Source organism: Streptomyces sp. NBC_00448 (assembly GCF_036014115.1).
In the GTDB taxonomy this organism is placed as follows: domain Bacteria; phylum Actinomycetota; class Actinomycetes; order Streptomycetales; family Streptomycetaceae; genus Actinacidiphila.
Genome location: NZ_CP107913.1, coordinates 109,081 through 124,795 on the forward strand (window position 1 = coordinate 109,081; position 15,715 = coordinate 124,795).

General features: G+C 71.7%; 12 protein-coding genes and 2 pseudogenes. 6 read left to right on the forward strand and 8 right to left on the reverse strand.

Going from position 1 to position 15,715, the window contains the following annotated elements; translation table 11 throughout:
- A complete protein-coding gene (locus tag OG370_RS00450; RefSeq protein ID WP_328459359.1) occupies positions 1-975 on the forward strand; it encodes an ROK family protein in 975 nt (324 codons plus the stop codon).
- A gap of 252 nt (positions 976-1,227) precedes the next feature.
- The gene (locus OG370_RS00455; protein WP_328459361.1) at positions 1,228-1,731 is read left to right on the forward strand and encodes an N-acetyltransferase; all 504 of its coding nucleotides are present in this window, start codon (positions 1,228-1,230) and stop codon (positions 1,729-1,731) included.
- A gap of 287 nt (positions 1,732-2,018) precedes the next feature.
- Here the strand turns inward: OG370_RS00455 and OG370_RS00460 are convergent.
- Both OG370_RS00460 and OG370_RS00465 read right to left on the reverse strand, forming a co-directional pair.
- Positions 2,019-2,339 (reverse strand): annotated as a pseudogene (locus OG370_RS00460) (response regulator transcription factor); the annotation flags it as partial.
- Positions 2,340-2,346: 7 nt separating this feature from the next.
- Positions 2,347-2,724 (reverse strand): nuclear transport factor 2 family protein, encoded by a 378-nt coding sequence (locus OG370_RS00465; RefSeq protein WP_328459363.1) that lies wholly within the window; start codon positions 2,722-2,724, stop codon positions 2,347-2,349.
- Positions 2,725-2,811: 87 nt separating this feature from the next.
- Here OG370_RS00465 and OG370_RS00470 point away from each other — a divergent pair.
- Positions 2,812-3,278: pseudogene (locus OG370_RS00470) on the forward strand (ABC transporter permease); the annotation flags it as partial.
- Positions 3,279-3,496: 218 nt separating this feature from the next.
- Here the strand turns inward: OG370_RS00470 and OG370_RS00475 are convergent.
- The 3 genes from OG370_RS00475 to OG370_RS00485 form a co-directional block, all read right to left on the reverse strand.
- A complete protein-coding gene (locus tag OG370_RS00475) occupies positions 3,497-3,655 on the reverse strand; it encodes a hypothetical protein (protein WP_328459365.1) in 159 nt (52 codons plus the stop codon).
- 431 nt (positions 3,656-4,086) lie between these two features.
- Positions 4,087-4,308 (reverse strand): hypothetical protein, encoded by a 222-nt coding sequence (locus tag OG370_RS00480; protein ID WP_328459366.1) that lies wholly within the window; start codon positions 4,306-4,308, stop codon positions 4,087-4,089.
- A complete protein-coding gene (locus OG370_RS00485) occupies positions 4,305-4,532 on the reverse strand; it encodes a hypothetical protein (protein WP_328459368.1) in 228 nt (75 codons plus the stop codon). The genes OG370_RS00480 and OG370_RS00485 overlap by 4 nt, the downstream gene beginning before the upstream one ends.
- Positions 4,533-4,830: 298 nt before the next feature.
- Between OG370_RS00485 and OG370_RS00490 the strand changes: the two genes are divergently transcribed.
- Both OG370_RS00490 and OG370_RS00495 read left to right on the forward strand, forming a co-directional pair.
- Positions 4,831-8,934, forward strand: coding sequence for a carboxypeptidase regulatory-like domain-containing protein (locus OG370_RS00490; protein WP_328459370.1), 4,104 nt, complete (start codon positions 4,831-4,833; stop codon positions 8,932-8,934).
- Between the two features lie 1,165 nt (positions 8,935-10,099).
- The gene (locus OG370_RS00495; protein WP_328459372.1) at positions 10,100-10,480 is read left to right on the forward strand and encodes a hypothetical protein; all 381 of its coding nucleotides are present in this window, start codon (positions 10,100-10,102) and stop codon (positions 10,478-10,480) included.
- Positions 10,481-10,792: 312 nt separating this feature from the next.
- Here the strand turns inward: OG370_RS00495 and OG370_RS00500 are convergent, their stop codons facing one another.
- Positions 10,793-11,278, reverse strand: coding sequence for a DoxX family protein (locus OG370_RS00500; RefSeq protein ID WP_328459374.1), 486 nt, complete (start codon positions 11,276-11,278; stop codon positions 10,793-10,795).
- 936 nt (positions 11,279-12,214) lie between these two features.
- Here OG370_RS00500 and OG370_RS00505 point away from each other — a divergent pair.
- Positions 12,215-12,352, forward strand: a complete 138-nt coding sequence (locus OG370_RS00505) for a hypothetical protein (protein WP_328459376.1) — start codon at positions 12,215-12,217, stop codon at positions 12,350-12,352.
- A gap of 86 nt (positions 12,353-12,438) precedes the next feature.
- Here the strand turns inward: OG370_RS00505 and OG370_RS00510 are convergent, their stop codons facing one another.
- A complete protein-coding gene (locus OG370_RS00510) occupies positions 12,439-12,882 on the reverse strand; it encodes an RbsD/FucU family protein (protein ID WP_328459378.1) in 444 nt (147 codons plus the stop codon).
- Between the two features lie 35 nt (positions 12,883-12,917).
- Complete coding sequence (locus tag OG370_RS00515; protein WP_328459380.1) at positions 12,918-15,674, reverse strand: hypothetical protein; 2,757 nt, start codon at positions 15,672-15,674, stop codon at positions 12,918-12,920.
- Between the last annotated feature and the right edge of the window lie 41 nt (positions 15,675-15,715).

Genomic DNA, 15,715 nt, shown 5'->3' on the forward strand with positions numbered 1-15,715 from the left:
GTGACGGCAACACCCGCACCACCGCGGCAGACGGACACCGTCCTCGCCGGGGTGGACATCGGCGGCACCACCACCCAGGTCGTCCTGTGCACCGACACACTGGAGGTGCTGGACCGCGTCGAACTCGCCACGCCCGCTGCCGAGGGCGGTCATGCCATGGTCGGGACGGTACTCGACGGGCTACGGCTGCTGCTCGATCGCGTACCGTCGCGGCTGGTCGGGGTCGGCGTCGGCGCGGCCGGCGTCGTCGACACGCACACCGGACACGTGCTGGTCGCCAGCGACTCGTTCACCGGCTGGGCCGGCTTCGCCGTGACCGACACCATCGAGGCGGCACTCGACGTGCCCGCCTTCCTCGACAACGACGTCAACGCCTTCCTGCGCGGCGAAGTCTCCAGGGGGGCCGTCACGGGCGAGTCGCACGCGCTCGGCATGACCCTCGGCACCGGTGTCGGCGGCGCCTTGTGGATGGACGGCGCGCTGCTGAACGGACCGCACGGCGCGGCCGGCGAGATCGGCCACATCCCCGGCTTCGGCGACATCCTGTGCTCATGCGGGGGCCGCGGCCATCTGGAGACCCTCGCCTCCGGCCGCTCGCTGGCGGCGCGGTTTGCGGACCGTACGGGACGGGACCTCGACGCGCGCGAGGTCGCCGCGGCTGCCACCGCCGGCGACCGGGACGCGCGCGCGGTGTTCGAGGCGGCCGGGGCTGCGGTCGCGCGCGCGATCCTCATCACGGCGGGCATGGTCGACGTCACCACCGTCGTGATCGGTGGAGGCGTCAGCCGGGCCTGGACCCTCCTGGAACCGCCGGTGCTCGCCGCCCTGGCCGCTGAGCCACCCGTCAGCGGCCACCCGATCCGGCTCGTCGCGGCCCGGCTGGGCGGCGACGCGGTCGCGATCGGCGCGGCCTCCCGGGCACGCGAGGAACTGTGCGTGGGGGCCGCGACGGGAGCCGCCGCCGCGGGCACGTGACGCGTGGACGGAGCACCGCAGCAGCAGCCTGGTCGGAGCCGACGGCCGACACCACGCAGTCAACGCGATGGGTGTCGGCTCGGTCGGCCCACCTCATCTGCTCGGCTTCGGCGGCGCAGGAGCGGACACGGGGGGCTGCCGCACGCCGGTGTCGCACCGCGCGACGCTTCCGCGGCTCTCCCCCCTCGCAGCGCTCAGCGCGTTCGGTCACGCGGCCTGGGGGACGGCCGCTCGCTGCTACGGTCGGGCGCTATGAGCTGGCTCCCTGATGACTTCGTCCACCCCGTCCTGGTACCGCTGCCGGGCGGCGGTCATCACCTGCGGCCGATCCGGGAGGCGGACACCCCGCTCGACTATCCGGCGGTGATGGGTTCGCGCGAGCGGTTGTGGACCATCTTCGGCCCGGCCTGGGGCTGGCCCGCGGCCACCATGACCTACGAGGCCGACCAGGCCGACCTGTTGCGGCACGAGAAGGAGATCGCCGCACACCAGTCCTTCAACTACGCGCTGCTCGACGCCGCGGAGACAGCTCTGCTCGGCTGCGTCTACATCGACCCGCCGGAGCGGGCCGGCGCGGACGGCGAGATCTCCTGGTGGGTGGTGGACGAGCTGGTGGGCAGCAAGGTCGAGCAGGCCCTCGACGCGCTGGTACCGCAGTGGATCGCCGCCGAATGGCCGTTCGAGCAGCCACGCTTCCTCGGCCGCGAGATCTCCTGGTCGGACTGGCTCGCCCTGCCGGCGCACCCCGACGCGTAAGTAGCTTTTGTCGTCATGCTCCAGCCAGGGCCTGGCGCTCGATCGCGCCGAGCTCCGGCGGCCGACCGCCGCCCACGTGCCGCCGCCTCCGGTAGCCGCGTCGGCGGTCGCGGTCATCGGCGGGGCGACGGCCTTGCCCGGCGTCTACTCGCCTTCGCCGAGCCCCGCGTCCCGCACCCCGCGTCCCGCACCCCGCTGCCCGCTGCCCGCTGCCCGCCTCCAAGGTCATCGACATCGTCGGCTTCGTCGACGCCGGCGATGTGGACCTGCTGCTTTACGACCGCGGCTCAGCCCGGTGCCACGAACCCCGATTCGTACGCCGCGATCACTGCCTGTGTCCGGTCCCGCGCGCCCGGCTTTGCCAGGACGGCGCTCACGTGCGACTTCACGGTCTCGTTGCCGACGACGAGGCGGGTGGCGATCTCTGCGTTGGACAGCCCGCGCGCCATCAGCCGCAGCGCCTCGGCCTCCCGCTCGGTCAGCCGGGCCCGCTCCAGAACCGCGCGTGCCGCCCGGTTCCCGCCCCCGTCGGTCTACTGCGCGGCCAACTGCCGCACGGAGGCCGGGAACACCAGTGACTCGCCTTCGACGACCAGCCGCACAGAGGAGAATGACTCAGGAGGCGGTCGGCTCGATCTCCCCCACGAAGACGATGACCTGGTCGATGAGGCTCCGCCGCAGATGGACGACGTCCGTTCCCGCCAGGCGGGGGCCTCCATCCGGCGTCGTGAAGACCCACTGGTACCGGGCCCACTCGCCCGGCATGTCCACCGCCGAACAGCGCACCATCGTGCCGGTCCCCGCGGGGTGGCGCCGGATGTCCAGCACGAACCGCTCGACCGCCTCGATCCCCTCACTGCGGCCCAACGGTCCCCAGAAGACCACGTCCGAGGTCAGGGCCTGAGAGAGCAGCGCAGTCACATAGTTGTCGTCCGAGGCGTTGAACGCGGAGATGAACGTGTCGATCGCGGACCGCGCGGTTTCTTCCTGCATGCACCAGTAATACCAGTCGCTTCGCGGACCGCGCTCGTCCCGTGAGCCGCCTCCCGACCACGGTGAACCATCCCGGTCACCGCACCAGCGGCGGTACCGCGGCGTGGGCAGTGGTTCGCGGCCAAGGCGACGGCGAACGCGGCACCGGTCCTGGCGGTCGGGCTGTTCACCGGGTTCGCGAGCCTGACGGCGGGGAATCCGGTGCTCGGAACCGCCGGTGAAGAGATCACCCGGGCCCAGGGGGTGCGGGGCGCTGCGGGCTGCGGAATCTACCTGACCCTCATGGCGCCGTTCGCCGCCGGGCTCAGCGCCGTGCTGAGCAGCGCAGTCACCACCCTGAGCATCCTCGTGCCGTTCCTGCTGATCGTGTCCTTCGTGATCGGCGACATGCCGGGCGGCGTCGCCGGCTTCCTGCCCGACCGCGCGGGCCAGGTGGTCTCCACGGGACCTGGGACGGGACGTCGGGGCGCTGGAGCGGACTCGCCGTGACCGCACTCCGGACGGCGGCGGCACTGGGCGCGGGAGCGTGGAGCGTCCGGCGCCGGGACGCATGACGGTGCGCCGGCAAGCAGACGTCCATCCACTGCAATCGCCCCCGCCGCCCGGTTCAGCCCCTCCACCGTGCCCTTCAGGCGGGGGGGTGTAAGCGGGCAGGTCTTCCACGGTCTCGTCCAAGACGTCGAACACCGCCATCACCATGGCCGACAGGACATCCTTCCCGCGGTCCATGATGACCTTGTCCGGCAGACCGCCGAACGGCCCGTACAGGTCCTCACGCAGGACCGCCGAGCACAAAGGCGGCCAGCACCGGCTCCCGCGACGGACGCCCCGGCGTCATCGCCGGCCCGGTGATCGCGCTCGTCACGCAATCGGCGAACCACGTGATCCTCGGCCTGTGCGCGGTCCCCTCCACATCGACCAGCGCCTGCACGTGGTCGGTCTCCCACACCTGGTCGCGCCAGCCGCGGCCTCGCCAGGAACACATCGTGCTTGCGCGCGTGCCCGCTCCCCCGCCGCAAGACCGGCCCGCTCCCCCGGAACCAGATCCCGCTGGATCGCCCGGTGCAAGGTGGGCAACGAGGGGACGTACCCGGGCGGAGACTGCCGGGCAGCCCGCGCGGTGCGCTCGCGCTGGACCGCTGCCACGTTCCCCCTCCACAGAGCGAACAGGTGGCGCACCTCAGGCGTGACCGTGAACCGGGTGCCGGTCTGCTCCCGCGGGCCGGTCACGACGATGTCGGCCCCAGGCTGTGCGCTCATCACGGCCTCCAGGGGCGGGCGTTGCGGGCCTGATGCCGCGGTAGCGGCGCCCCGGGGCTTGCCCGGGCCACCTTGGCCGCACAGGGCCCGCCTTGCCCGGCGTCACGGCGCCTGCCGAGCCGGGTCCTCCCCGGGCGGCGCCGGCGCCGGCTGCCCGGCGCGGGAGCCGGCCGGGCGCTCGCGATGCAGCCGCCGCTCGCGCCACCGGGCCAGCCGGTCGGCGGACTTCTGCGGGGACACGGAGCGGACGATGACGGCGGCCGCGCCGGGCAGCGACAGCAGCGGTACCGCCCACCACGGCCACACCGCGGCGAGCAGGCTCACCGGCCCGTCCCCCGGACCGCCGGCGAGGCCTGCACCGCCTTGACGGCCGCGGCGCGCTCACGGTGCCTGGCGCCGAGCCGCTTCAACTTGCACCGCACCCGCTCGCCGTAGGCCTCCGGCAGGCCCGCGCTGAGCGCCGCCTGCTCCCAGCCGCCCCCGTCGACCGCCCACCGCAGGGCGACTTCGGCCTCCGGGCCGGCCAGCAGTGCAGCCCCGGTGTCCAACGGCCGGCGGACGGCCGGGCCGCTCCGACCACCAACCGATACCCGGGGTCCACAGTCACCTGCCGCCGGCCCGCCCGCGCCCACCTCCGCAGGCAGCCACTGTCCGCTTCCGGAAGATGTCCGCTCGCTGCCACGCGGACGGCGCCTGCTCCCACGAGGGTCCTGCCATGATCGCAGCGCCATGCGCCCGCTGCGGGTACGCCCGCCCCTGGAGCTCCCGGAGGAAAAGACGTTGGCACGAATATCCTTCAGACCCGTACATACGTGGGTCCGCGCGGTTGCCGCCGGCGCCGCTGCCGTGATCGCCGCACTCACCGTGCAGATACCCGCCCAGGCGGCCCCCGCGGGGTCCGGGGCCGCCGCCATGCCCTCGATCGCCTCCCATCCCGTCCACCGCGTCTGCGCCACCGTGGCGAAGTCGACGGAGGCCGCTTGCCAGGCCCTGGAGCGCGACGACGTCCGGCAGACCAAGGCCCAGGTGGCAGGCGCCGACGCCGCGCCCTCCGGCCTCGGCCCCGCGGACCTCGCCGCCGCCTACCGGCTGCCCACCGGCGACGAGGGCAGCGGCCAGACCGTCGCCATCGTCGACGCCTATGACAACCCCGACGCGGAGTCCGAACTCGCCACCTACCGTTCCCAGTTCGGGCTGGCCCCTTGCACCACGGCGAACGGCTGCTTCAAGAAGACCGACCAGCGCGGCGGCACGGACTACCCGACGGCCGACTCCGGATGGTCCGGCGAGATCGCCCTGGACGTCCAGATGGTGAGCGCCGTCTGCCCGAACTGCAAGATCCTCCTGGTGGAGGCGGACGACGCCTCGATCGACAACCTCGGCGCCGCCGTCAACCAGGCCGTCGCCCAGGGCGCCAAGTTCGTCTCCAACAGCTACGGCGGGTCCGAGAGCGGCAGTGACACGCAGTCGGACACGCAGTTCTTCGACCACCCCGGCGTGGTCATCACCGCGAGCACCGGAGATGACGGCTACGGCGTCAGCTACCCCGCGTCCTCGCCCCACGTGACGGCCGTGGGCGGTACGTCGCTGGTCAAGGACGCCTCCGTAGGCCGCGGTTGGTCGGAGGCGGCCTGGAACGGCGCGGGTTCCGGCTGCTCCGACCTGCAGGCCAAGCCGTCGGTGCAGACCGACTCCGGCTGCGCCCGGCGTTCCGTCGCCGACGTCTCCGCGGTCGCCGACCCCAACACCGGTGTCGCCGTCTACAACGCGGGCGCCTGGCACGTCTTCGGCGGCACCAGCGCTTCCTCGCCGATCATCGCCTCGGTGTACGCGCTCGCCGGCACCCCGCCGTCCGCGTCCGACCCGATGACCTTCCCCTACGCCAAGACCTCCGCTCTCAACGACATCACCACCGGCTCCAACGGCAGTTGCGGCACCTACCTGTGCAACGCCGGCGACGGCTACGACGGCCCCACCGGGCTCGGCACGCCCGACGGCGTAGCGGCCTTCGCCTCGGGGCCGCAGGCCACCGTCTCCGGCACCGTCACCGACGCCGCGACCGGAAAGCCGCTGACCGGAGCCGAGGTCACCATCGGCGCCGAGACCTCGTCCACCTCCGATGCCGGTACCTACCGGATGACGGTCGCCCCGGGCACGTACGACATCAGCGTCGCCAAGTTCGGCTACGCCACCACCACCTTCCCTGGTGTCACCCTCGCCGACAAGCAGACTCTGGCCGAGAACGCAGCGCTCACACCCAAGGCCATGGTGAAGGTCACCGGAACGGTCAAGGACGCCTCAGGGCACGGCTGGCCGCTCTACGCGGGCGTCCAGGTCGAGGGCGTGCCGAGCAGCGCCGTGCACACCGACCCGGCCACCGGCCGCTACCAGCTGAGCGTCCCGGTGGACGGCACGTACACCCTCCGGACGACGTCCGCTTACCCCGGCTACAGCGCGCCGACCGCCCAGGTCACCGTCGGCAGTGCCGCCACCACGCAGGACTTCGGCGTCAAGGTCGACACCGCCACCTGCACCGCGTCCGGCTACGCGTACCGCTACAGCGGCTCCACGGAGGACTTCTCCACCGCCTCCGCCGCCACCCCGCCCACCGGCTGGACCGTCACCGACGCCCTCGGTGCGGGCCGGGCCTGGCGCTTCGACGACCCCGGCGCGCGCGGGAACCACACCGGCGGCTCCGGCACCTTCGCCATCATGGACAGCGCCAAGTACGGACCCGGCGTCAGCGAGGACACCTCCCTGGTCAGCCCTGCCTACGACTTCAGCGACGTGGCCGACCCCTTCATGTCCTTCGCCAGCTCCTACTGGGCCTACTCCGTCAACAGCACGGCAGACGTGGACCTCAGCCTCGACGGCGGAGCGACCTGGCAGAACGTCAGCCGCTTCACCGCCGTCAACCGCGTCGGCCCGCGCACCGAGATCGCGGACCTCGCGGCCGCCGCCGGCCACAGCGACGTCCGGGTCCGCTTCCACTTCGCCGCCACCGCCGCCCACTACTGGCAGGTCGACGACGTCTTCGTCGGCGACCGGCCCTGCGCGCCCACGGCCGGCGGCCTGGTGATCGGCCAGGTCCTGGACAAGAACACCGGCGCGGGGGTGGCCGGCGCCTCGGTGGTGTCCGCCGACCGGACGAGCGAGGGGGCCACCTCGGTCGCCACGCCGGACGACGCGGCGCTCAAGGACGGCTTCTACTGGTTCGTCTCCACCCTCACCGGTACCCACCCGGTGAAGGCCACGAAGCTGCTGTACGAGGGCGCGACCGCCAAGCCGGACATCATCGCGGACCAGGTCACCACCGCCAACGTCAAGTTGGGCGCCGGCCGGCTGTCCGTCACCCCGGCCGGCATCGCCAAGACCGTTGCCTGGCAGGGCAGCAAGACCGCCACCGTCACCGTGACCAACACCGGCACCGCCGACGCGAGCCTGACACTGGGCGAGCGCGACAAGGGCTTCACCCCGCAGGACCGGGCGAAGCAGCCGGCGGGCGCGGCGGTCCAGGACATCCCGGGCCGCTACTCGCCGGGCTTCCTGAACCCGGCCAAGGGCACGAAGGCCGCCACCGTGCCGGTGTCCCCAGCAGCCGAGCCGTGGACCTCGATCGCCGACCTCCCGACCTCGCTGATGGACAACGCCGTCGCCGCCGGCGACGACGGCAAGGTCTACAGCGTGACCGGGGCGACCAACTCCGCCATCACCTCGGCGGGCTACGTCTACGATCCGACCACCCTCGCGTGGTCGCCGATCGCCGACTCCGGCACCCCGCGCGAGGCAGGACAGGCCGCCTTCGTGGACGGCAAGCTCTACCTCACGGGCGGCTGGGACGCCTCCCAGGGCACCGTCGCGTCGCTGCGGATCTACGACCCGAGGACCAACACCTGGAGCAGCGGCGCCCCCAACCCGCGGCCGCAGGCCGGAGCGGCCTCGGCCGTGATCGACGGCAAGTGGTACCTCATCGGCGGCTGCACCACCACGTGCGGCACGAACACCGTCGAGGTCTACGACACCGACACCGACACCTGGAGTAGCGGCGCCGCCTACCCGCAGTCCATCTCCTGGCTGGGCTGCGGTGCGATCGACCGGGCACTCTACTGCGCCGGCGGCACCGCCGCCTCCACCAGCACCAAGGCCGCCTACACCTTCGACCCGTCGGCCGGCACCTGGACGTCCCTGCCGGACATGCCCTTCGACCTGTGGGGGACCGGCGCGGTGGGCGCCAACGGCAAGCTCCTGCTCTCCGGCGGCATCACCGACAACTCGGTCACCCTCACCAACAAGGGCGTCGCCTACGACCCGTCCACCGACACCTGGAGCAACCTGCCCAACTCCAACAACGCTGTCTACCGCGGCGGCAGCGCCTGCGGCTTCTACAAGGTCGGCGGCTCGGTGAGCTCCTTCAGCCCGACCAGGAGCGCCGAACTGCTCCCCGGCTACGGCCAGTGCGGTACGTCGACCGAAGCCTCCTGGCTGTCGGAGGACACCACCGCGCTGACCCTCGCGCCGGGGGCGTCGAAGACGGTCACGGTCACGGTCGACGCGTCAGGACCGGAGATCGTCCAGCCCGGTACGTACACGGCGTGGCTCAAGATCGCCCATGACACCCCGTACCAGATCGACCCGATCACCGTCGCCATGACCGTGAATCCGCCGAAGACCTGGGGAAAGATCAGCGGAACGGTCTCGGGCACCGACTGCACCGGCACCACCGCCGGCATCAGGAGCGCGACCGTCCAGATCGACAGCTGGGCCGAGAGCGTCACCCTCAAGACCGACGCCGGCGGCGCGTACGCGATGTGGATGGACGTGCGCAACAACCCGCTCAGCCTGATCGTGGCGAAGGACGGCTGGGCCCCCAAGGGCGCCACCGTCAAACTGGCCAAGGGCGCCACGATCACGGAGGACTTCACCCTGAAGCCCGACCACGGCTGCCAGTAGCCGGGCCAGGCACCGAGGGCCGCGTCAGGCCCGCCTTCTTCCCCCGCGTGGGCATCCGAGGTGGCACCGCCGTCGCGCACCGCCGCCGCCCCGCGGGGGGCGAGGGACCGCAGGATTCCGCGGCTTCCCCGCCGGACCCGGATTCAACGGCCGACTCCGCCATCGGCGGCCCGACGACCGGCCACCGGGCCCGCCGCACGGCGCGGCTCGCGTTCGGCCACCCGGCCGCGTCCGTCCAGGAGCGGGCGCGCTCGGCCTCGCCGCCCGTAGTGAGGTGCCCCCACTGTCCACGAGTCGTCCGCGGCCGGTCCCGCCCCGGGGAACGCCAACCGGACCTCGACCGAGGACGGCTTGGGACTCGCGGGCGGCGGTCTTCAGGTCCCCGGGACCGGTGTGCCGACCAGTCTCTTCGGCGACGGCCGCCGGGGATTTTCCGCACCGGGAAAGTCCCTTGTCCGACTTGTTCGCCGGCAACCAGAGTGACCGGTGCTCGCAGAACCTCCGGCAGCTGCCGCGTCCCTCGGACGCGGAGGTGACGGCCGGCCGGCGTGTCCTGGCGAAGGCAGCGCCCGACCCCAGGCGGCCGGCCGGCCGTTGTCTGCGGGCATCCCTCCTACCAGTGGAGACCCACATGTCACTGTTCGGCCTCAGGCGCTCGCGCGCGGCGATCGCCGTCACCGCTCTCGCCCTACCGGTGTCCCTCGGCCTGTTCACCTCGCCGGCTCACGCGCGTCGGGCTGCTGGGACGCCGGTTTCAGGAACAGCGGATACGAGGCGTACTACTGCAACAACAAGGCGAACACGCCGCTGTGGAACAGCGGGTTCACGGCGGTCGTCGGCCACCTCACCACCACGACGTCGTGGTTCGCGTGCCGCATCGACTACGGGCCCTCCAACGGAGAAGGCAGTCCCCTGCCCAACCGCTGGCTCTGGACCCTGGGCGACAGCAGCAACGAGGCATGGGGCTACGCCGACGACCGGAACATCTCCAGCGAGACGAACCCCGTACACGCCTGCTGACCGCCGCAGCCCAGCGGGGCGGGCGCCCGGTTCGCCCCGTCAGGGCTACGCCGCCCGCGGCCCGGGCCGCTTACGTAACGAGCCGAATCAGAAGGCGAACTGACTGCATGGGAACGAAAACGAACCGACCAGAGGGAGACGAGATATGAGGGTCCGCAAGCGTGCACTGGCAACGATCGTCGGCTTGCTGATGGTCGCCGGAGGAACGACGTTGGTCACCGCGCCCACGGCCAGCGCCACGAACTGCAAGGGATCGTGGTCTCCCACCGCCAATGGGGAGGGGAAGGCCCTCATGAATGCGAACCGCAATCTGAAACTAGGTCCATACGGTGACTGCACCAACGCCTTGACGGTGGATCACGTCGTGTTCTGGCTCTGGTGCTACTACGACAACACGGTCGGAAACGAGTGGTGGTACGGCCGCGTGAACGGAATCAACACCATGGGCTGGTTCTCCGCCGACGATCTCCAGATTCAGGGCTACGACGACAACGGGGACGGCTACGTGGAGTATCAAGCCTGCTGAGGGGTTGGCCCCTGCTGATCTCCAGCGCGTGCGCGAGTGGCCGACTGCTCCCTTGCTTCACCCGGACGTGGCCGGCGAGTTCACCAGCTTCTTCGCTGTGCTCGCGGCGACCTTGACTCGGTCCCCTGCCGTGATGGGGCGGGGCGTCGAACAAGGACGTGGCCGGCGAGGTGGGTTGGGCACCGCACGCGGTCGGCCGGATGGGCCGGATGGGCCACCCACGCTGCCGAACGCGGCGCCAGGGGACGGGACAGGCAAAGGTCCCGCCCCGCCCCCTGGCGTATTTCCCGTCATATGATCGAGTTCAGCTGATCAGCTGTCGGCGCTCACGGGTACCGGCTCACCGGCGCCCTTCTCCTGCGGCAGGCCGGCTATCGGACGGGTGCCGGAGGTGAAGCGGCCGAGCAAGCCCTCCAGCGAGAAGGCACCCGCGCCCAGGACGGCGATGAGCAGGAAAGCCCAGCAGAACATGGCCGCGGGCTCGCCGTGGTTCTGGATGGGCATCACAGCGTTGCGCTGGTGAACGTCGAAGTACGCGTACGCCATCGAGCCGGAGCACGCCAGCGCGGCAAGCCTGGTGCCGAGACCGAGCACCACCAGGATGCCGCCGACCAGTTCAATGGCGGACGCCCACCAGCCCGGCCACGCGAACGCGGCAGGGCCGGGGCCGCCGCCCTCCGGCCCACCGAGCACACCGAACAGCGTCGCTACTCCGTGGCAGGCGAACAGCATCCCGACGACCATCCTGAATAAACCGATGACCACGGGACGCACCCGTTCCAGATCCAGCGGTTTCATTTGGCTCCTCATGTAAGGCATCCCCCGTTGGGGGACGGGAGTGGGGGGTTGCAGAGGACGCCGGAAGTTACCCGTGAGCGACCGCACCCGCGCAAGAACGCCTTTCCGGCCAGTTTTCGGGCGCCCGGCCCCCTGATCGGCCAGAAACCGCGGTGCGCTTGTCCCCCGCCGCTGCGCCGAGGACCGGGCGGTCGCAACCGGGAACCGTCGGTCGGAAGAGCAGCCATGTCCAAGGGACCACGGCGACACCGCCGCACCGGCCGGGTTCGGCCGCACCGCTGAGACCCGGCACGTCATCCGCGCGGGCCGGTCCGGTGTCCGCCACGGCGTGAGGCGGCGTCAGATGAAGAGGCAGCTCTCCAGGCCGGCCAGGGTCGGCCGGCACCGCACGGACGGGTCCGATCGGCCCCCACCAGAACGATCGAAGAGCGGGTCTGCTTCGGACCCGAGCGCGGTCCGGCCCGCATCGTGCACCGCGGCGACCGCCACGCCATCCCCGACCTCACCCGCCCGCCACCACCGACCGAGCCCGCGCCATCCTCGAACGCGACGACGCGACAACGCCCCACCCCGCGGGCCGTTGAAGTAGCCCCGCCCGGGGATACTTCTGGGGTTACTCCTGGGGTCGCTTCTGGGGTTGGGGGTCACTTCTGGGGTCACTCCAGCCTCTCCCCCGGCACTGGGTGCTTCTGCGGCAGAGCCCGTTCGGCAAGGGCCCGGCGAACGCCGACACACCTACCGCACCTCCGCCAGGACGAAGCCGGACGCCGGGTCGTGGTGCACAGGGACGTACCGGCCCCCGTCGCGTCACCAGTCGTGAGGCAGCCCCAGCCCAGGGAGCGTCGGTGGTCTTCAGCACGCGACCGGCGAGCGGGCCGCCCACGAGTCGAACGATCACGGTGGTACCTCCACCCGGCGAGCTTCCCGCCTCACGCCTTGGTCGGGCTCGGCGTCGGCCGCTTCCCGCACGGCAGCGACGTCTTCCACCCCGAGGTCCTGGGCCTACGCCGGGCCGCCGACGAACTGCCGGCCGACAACAACATCCCCTCGCCTTGGCGCCCACGGACAGGGTGATCCTCATGCACCAGGGTTACCGCTCGACCACCTGCACGGCACCGGTCCGTGGGGGCGGTGTCCGCTCCGGTCCCGGAGGTCACGGGTCACTCCGGTGTGAACTCGGGAAGAACGCCCTTGGCGAGCACGAAGCAGCCGTACGGCCTGTCTTCACCGGTGATGACGACGGCGAATGCGGCGCGGGCTCGTTCGTAGAACGCCTGGCGCTCGAGTGCTTCGACCGCGACGGCCCGGCCGGCCGCCTCGTCGGCGACGGCGAGGAACTGTGTTTGCACCGCCGGCCGGCTGTCGGCGTCTCCGACCACCCGCATCCGCGCGATGGGTTCGGCGACGAACGTGTCGAGCGGCAGGAGCCCGAGTACGGCCCGGCCCGCTGAGACGACGTCGGCACCGTCGAGACGGATCACGCGGTCGTTCACGGAGTGAGCGGGGAAGTTCCGGTCGACGAGCGCGATCGTGTCCCCGTGGCCCATGCGGGCGAGCGCGAAGAGCAACTCCGGGGTGAGCAGCGGGTCGAGCCCCTTGAGCATGATGGGCAGCCTTCTGTCGTGGTAGCGGTCGGTGGTCAGTGTTCGGTGTCGGGAAGCGGCGGCGCGACCCGGTGACGCAGCACGGGCGGAGCGAGCAGTCCGCATGGCTCGGGCGCGGCGCGTAGGCCGGTGCCGGCGTAGTAGCGGTTGGCTGCCGACGGGGTGAGGCGGATTCGCAGTTCGTTCGAGCCTGCTCGCAGGTGGTCGGCGGGGATCGTGAAGCGATAGGGCGACCAGGCGCGTTCAGCGACTCTCGTTCCGTTCACGGACAGGGCGGCCCCTCCGGCGACGGCAGGGAGGGTCAGTTCCACCTCGGTCGGCGCGTCGAGCGTGAACTGCCGTACGTAGTCGGCGGCGCCCGCGAACGTCGAAAGGCCCTGCCGTTCCCAGCCGCGGGTGACCGCGATCTCGCGGCGTGTGCCGGCCTGCTCGTGGGCGTCGTCCGGGATCTCCAGGAGCCACTCGGCCCCGAGCACCTGCGGCCCCGACCATTCAGCACCGTCCTGGTGTCCCCGCCCGTCGGCGGCCGGCGTCGGGCCGCACCAGGCTTCCGCGTCGGAGTGCACCCGCAGCACGCGCAGCAGGCGCAGCGCATTCGGCTCCAGCCGCCACACGACGGTGCCCTCGGCGGACCCGAGGCTGCGCACCGTCCCGTCAGCGGGCATCCACTCCTCGAGTTGCCAGGTCCCTTCGGGCAGCACGAGTTCCATGGTCGTCTCGGCTTCGGCCCCGGGTTCGACGAAGCAGGCGAACCTGAACACGCCGGGTGACTCCTGGCCGCCGCGCCGGCGCACCGCCGGCCTGTCCGGTGTGCGCACGTCGGGCACGCTCCCGTCGTACGGGGCGAGTCCGTGCAGCACCTCGCTGCCGGGGACCGAGGCGAACACCTCAACGGCCGGGGCGAGTTCCGCCCAGTCCGCCGCGGCCGTCTGCGGTCCGTGCTGGTAGACGGTGGGCGTCGTGCCACTGGCGAGCACCCGTATCCCCGCTTCGGCGATGCGGCGGAGCTGGCGCAGCACCGCCGCGGAGCGCAGCGTGGTCACGGCGGGCAGCACGAGCGCCCGGTACCGCCGCTCGCCGAAGCGGACCGCGCCCTCTTCCACGACGGCGGCTTCGAGGTCGCGTTCGTCGACGAGGTGGAAGCCGACGCCGGCTTCGGTGAGTGCCCGCGCCCAGTCGCCCGTCGCGGAGGCCTGCATGCCGAGCTGCCCCGCCGTCCACACCGTGCGCAACGGATAGAGGACCGCTGCGTCGGCCCGGGGGGTGACCGGCTCCAGGAACTCGCTCAGACGGGCGCTTTCGAGCGCGAACCGCGGATAGTGATCGGCGAACCAGGGCTCGAAGTTGATCCCCGGTGGGAAGTCGAAGCGGGGATTGCTCAGCGATTCGTGGTCCGCGCCGTGACCGTGGGTCTGGTAGAACCCGTGGAAGATCATCTGCCGCATGCCTTGCAGATGGTGGTTGATCGCGGTGGCGCGCAGCTCCTGCAGGCTCAGCCCCCAGTGCCCCGACCACGGTGCGCCGCCCTGGGGCGGGGTCAGGAAGTACTGCTCGACCATCGTGCCGCTGCGGCCGTGGTGGCGGGCGACCGAGTCGCCGAACACCGGGCTGAGTTGCGTGAGGGCGTCTTGGGCGTCCACCGCCGTCAGGTCCCGGTATCCGTCCACGCCGAAGTGGTCGAGCCCGAAGTTCACGCGCAGGTCCCAGTCGGTGAACGCGGTGTCCAGCCGCCACCCGCCGACGTGCCCGAGCACCTCGTGTCCGGACTGGCGCAGACCGTGGGCGTGGCTCCAGGCACGGAGCCGGCCGAGGAAGGTCTCCATCGCGTAGCTGCTGAAGTGCTCGTAGAACTGGGCGCGAAGGGCCAGCCGCTCCGGATCGTCGCCTTCGAGTACCGCGGCGAGCACCTGAGGCGTCCGCTCGCCCCACCGTTCCCGGATCGAGGTGGCCAGACGTGCGTGGAACGGCATTGCCGAGCGCAGATCGCCGGTGCGCGTCTCCCAGTCGTAGTACACGGCATGCGGCTGGTCGAAGAACATGTAGGCGACGGTGCTGCCGAAGAACTCGCCCAGAGCGTCGGCGAACGGCTGATAGCCGGCCTCGATGAAGCGGTCGACGGCGACCGGGTCGACCGGGTTGACCAGCCGGGAGGTGGCGCACCGGGCCGAGACGAACACGATCACCTCGGCTCCGTCCGGCACGGGTTCGGTGAGGTGGACGCGACACCCGTCGGCAGCGCCCTCGATACGGTCGACGAGATCCGGCCGTTCGGAGACCTCGCCCTGCGGCGATGCGGTGACGAGCACGTACTCGGTCCGCCAGTCGGCCCAGGCGACCGCACCGCCCTCGTAGTGCCACCGCATCGCGGCCGGGCCCAGGTTCTCGGTCGCCGACCGGATCTTCCCGAGCGTCCCCCCGCTCTTGCCCGCGCCGATCCGCGTCCAGAACAGGTGCCGCTCGCGCAGCTCGTCATGGCCGTCCACCGCGCGGCCCGCGGCGTGGCCGGTCTGCCAGTTGTAGTCGTCGTAGATGCCCACGATCATGCCGAGTTCTGCGGCTGTCTCGACGGCGCACCGGCAGGCGGCGAGGTAGTCCTCGTCCAGGTAGCCCGCGATCGGGTACGACAGGCGTGCCTGCACCTGGAAGCTGAGGATTCCGGCGTCGTGCATCTGCCGCACCTGGGCGCGGATCGTGTCCTTGTCGGGCAGGTGGTGCCAGAACCAGTAGGTGGCGGGAGAGTGCCACGGATCGGGCTTCTGGAACCGCTCCAGTGCGGTCTGGCGTGCGGACACGGATGTCAGCTCCTCGGGTGGCGGCGGGGCGCTGTGGGCCC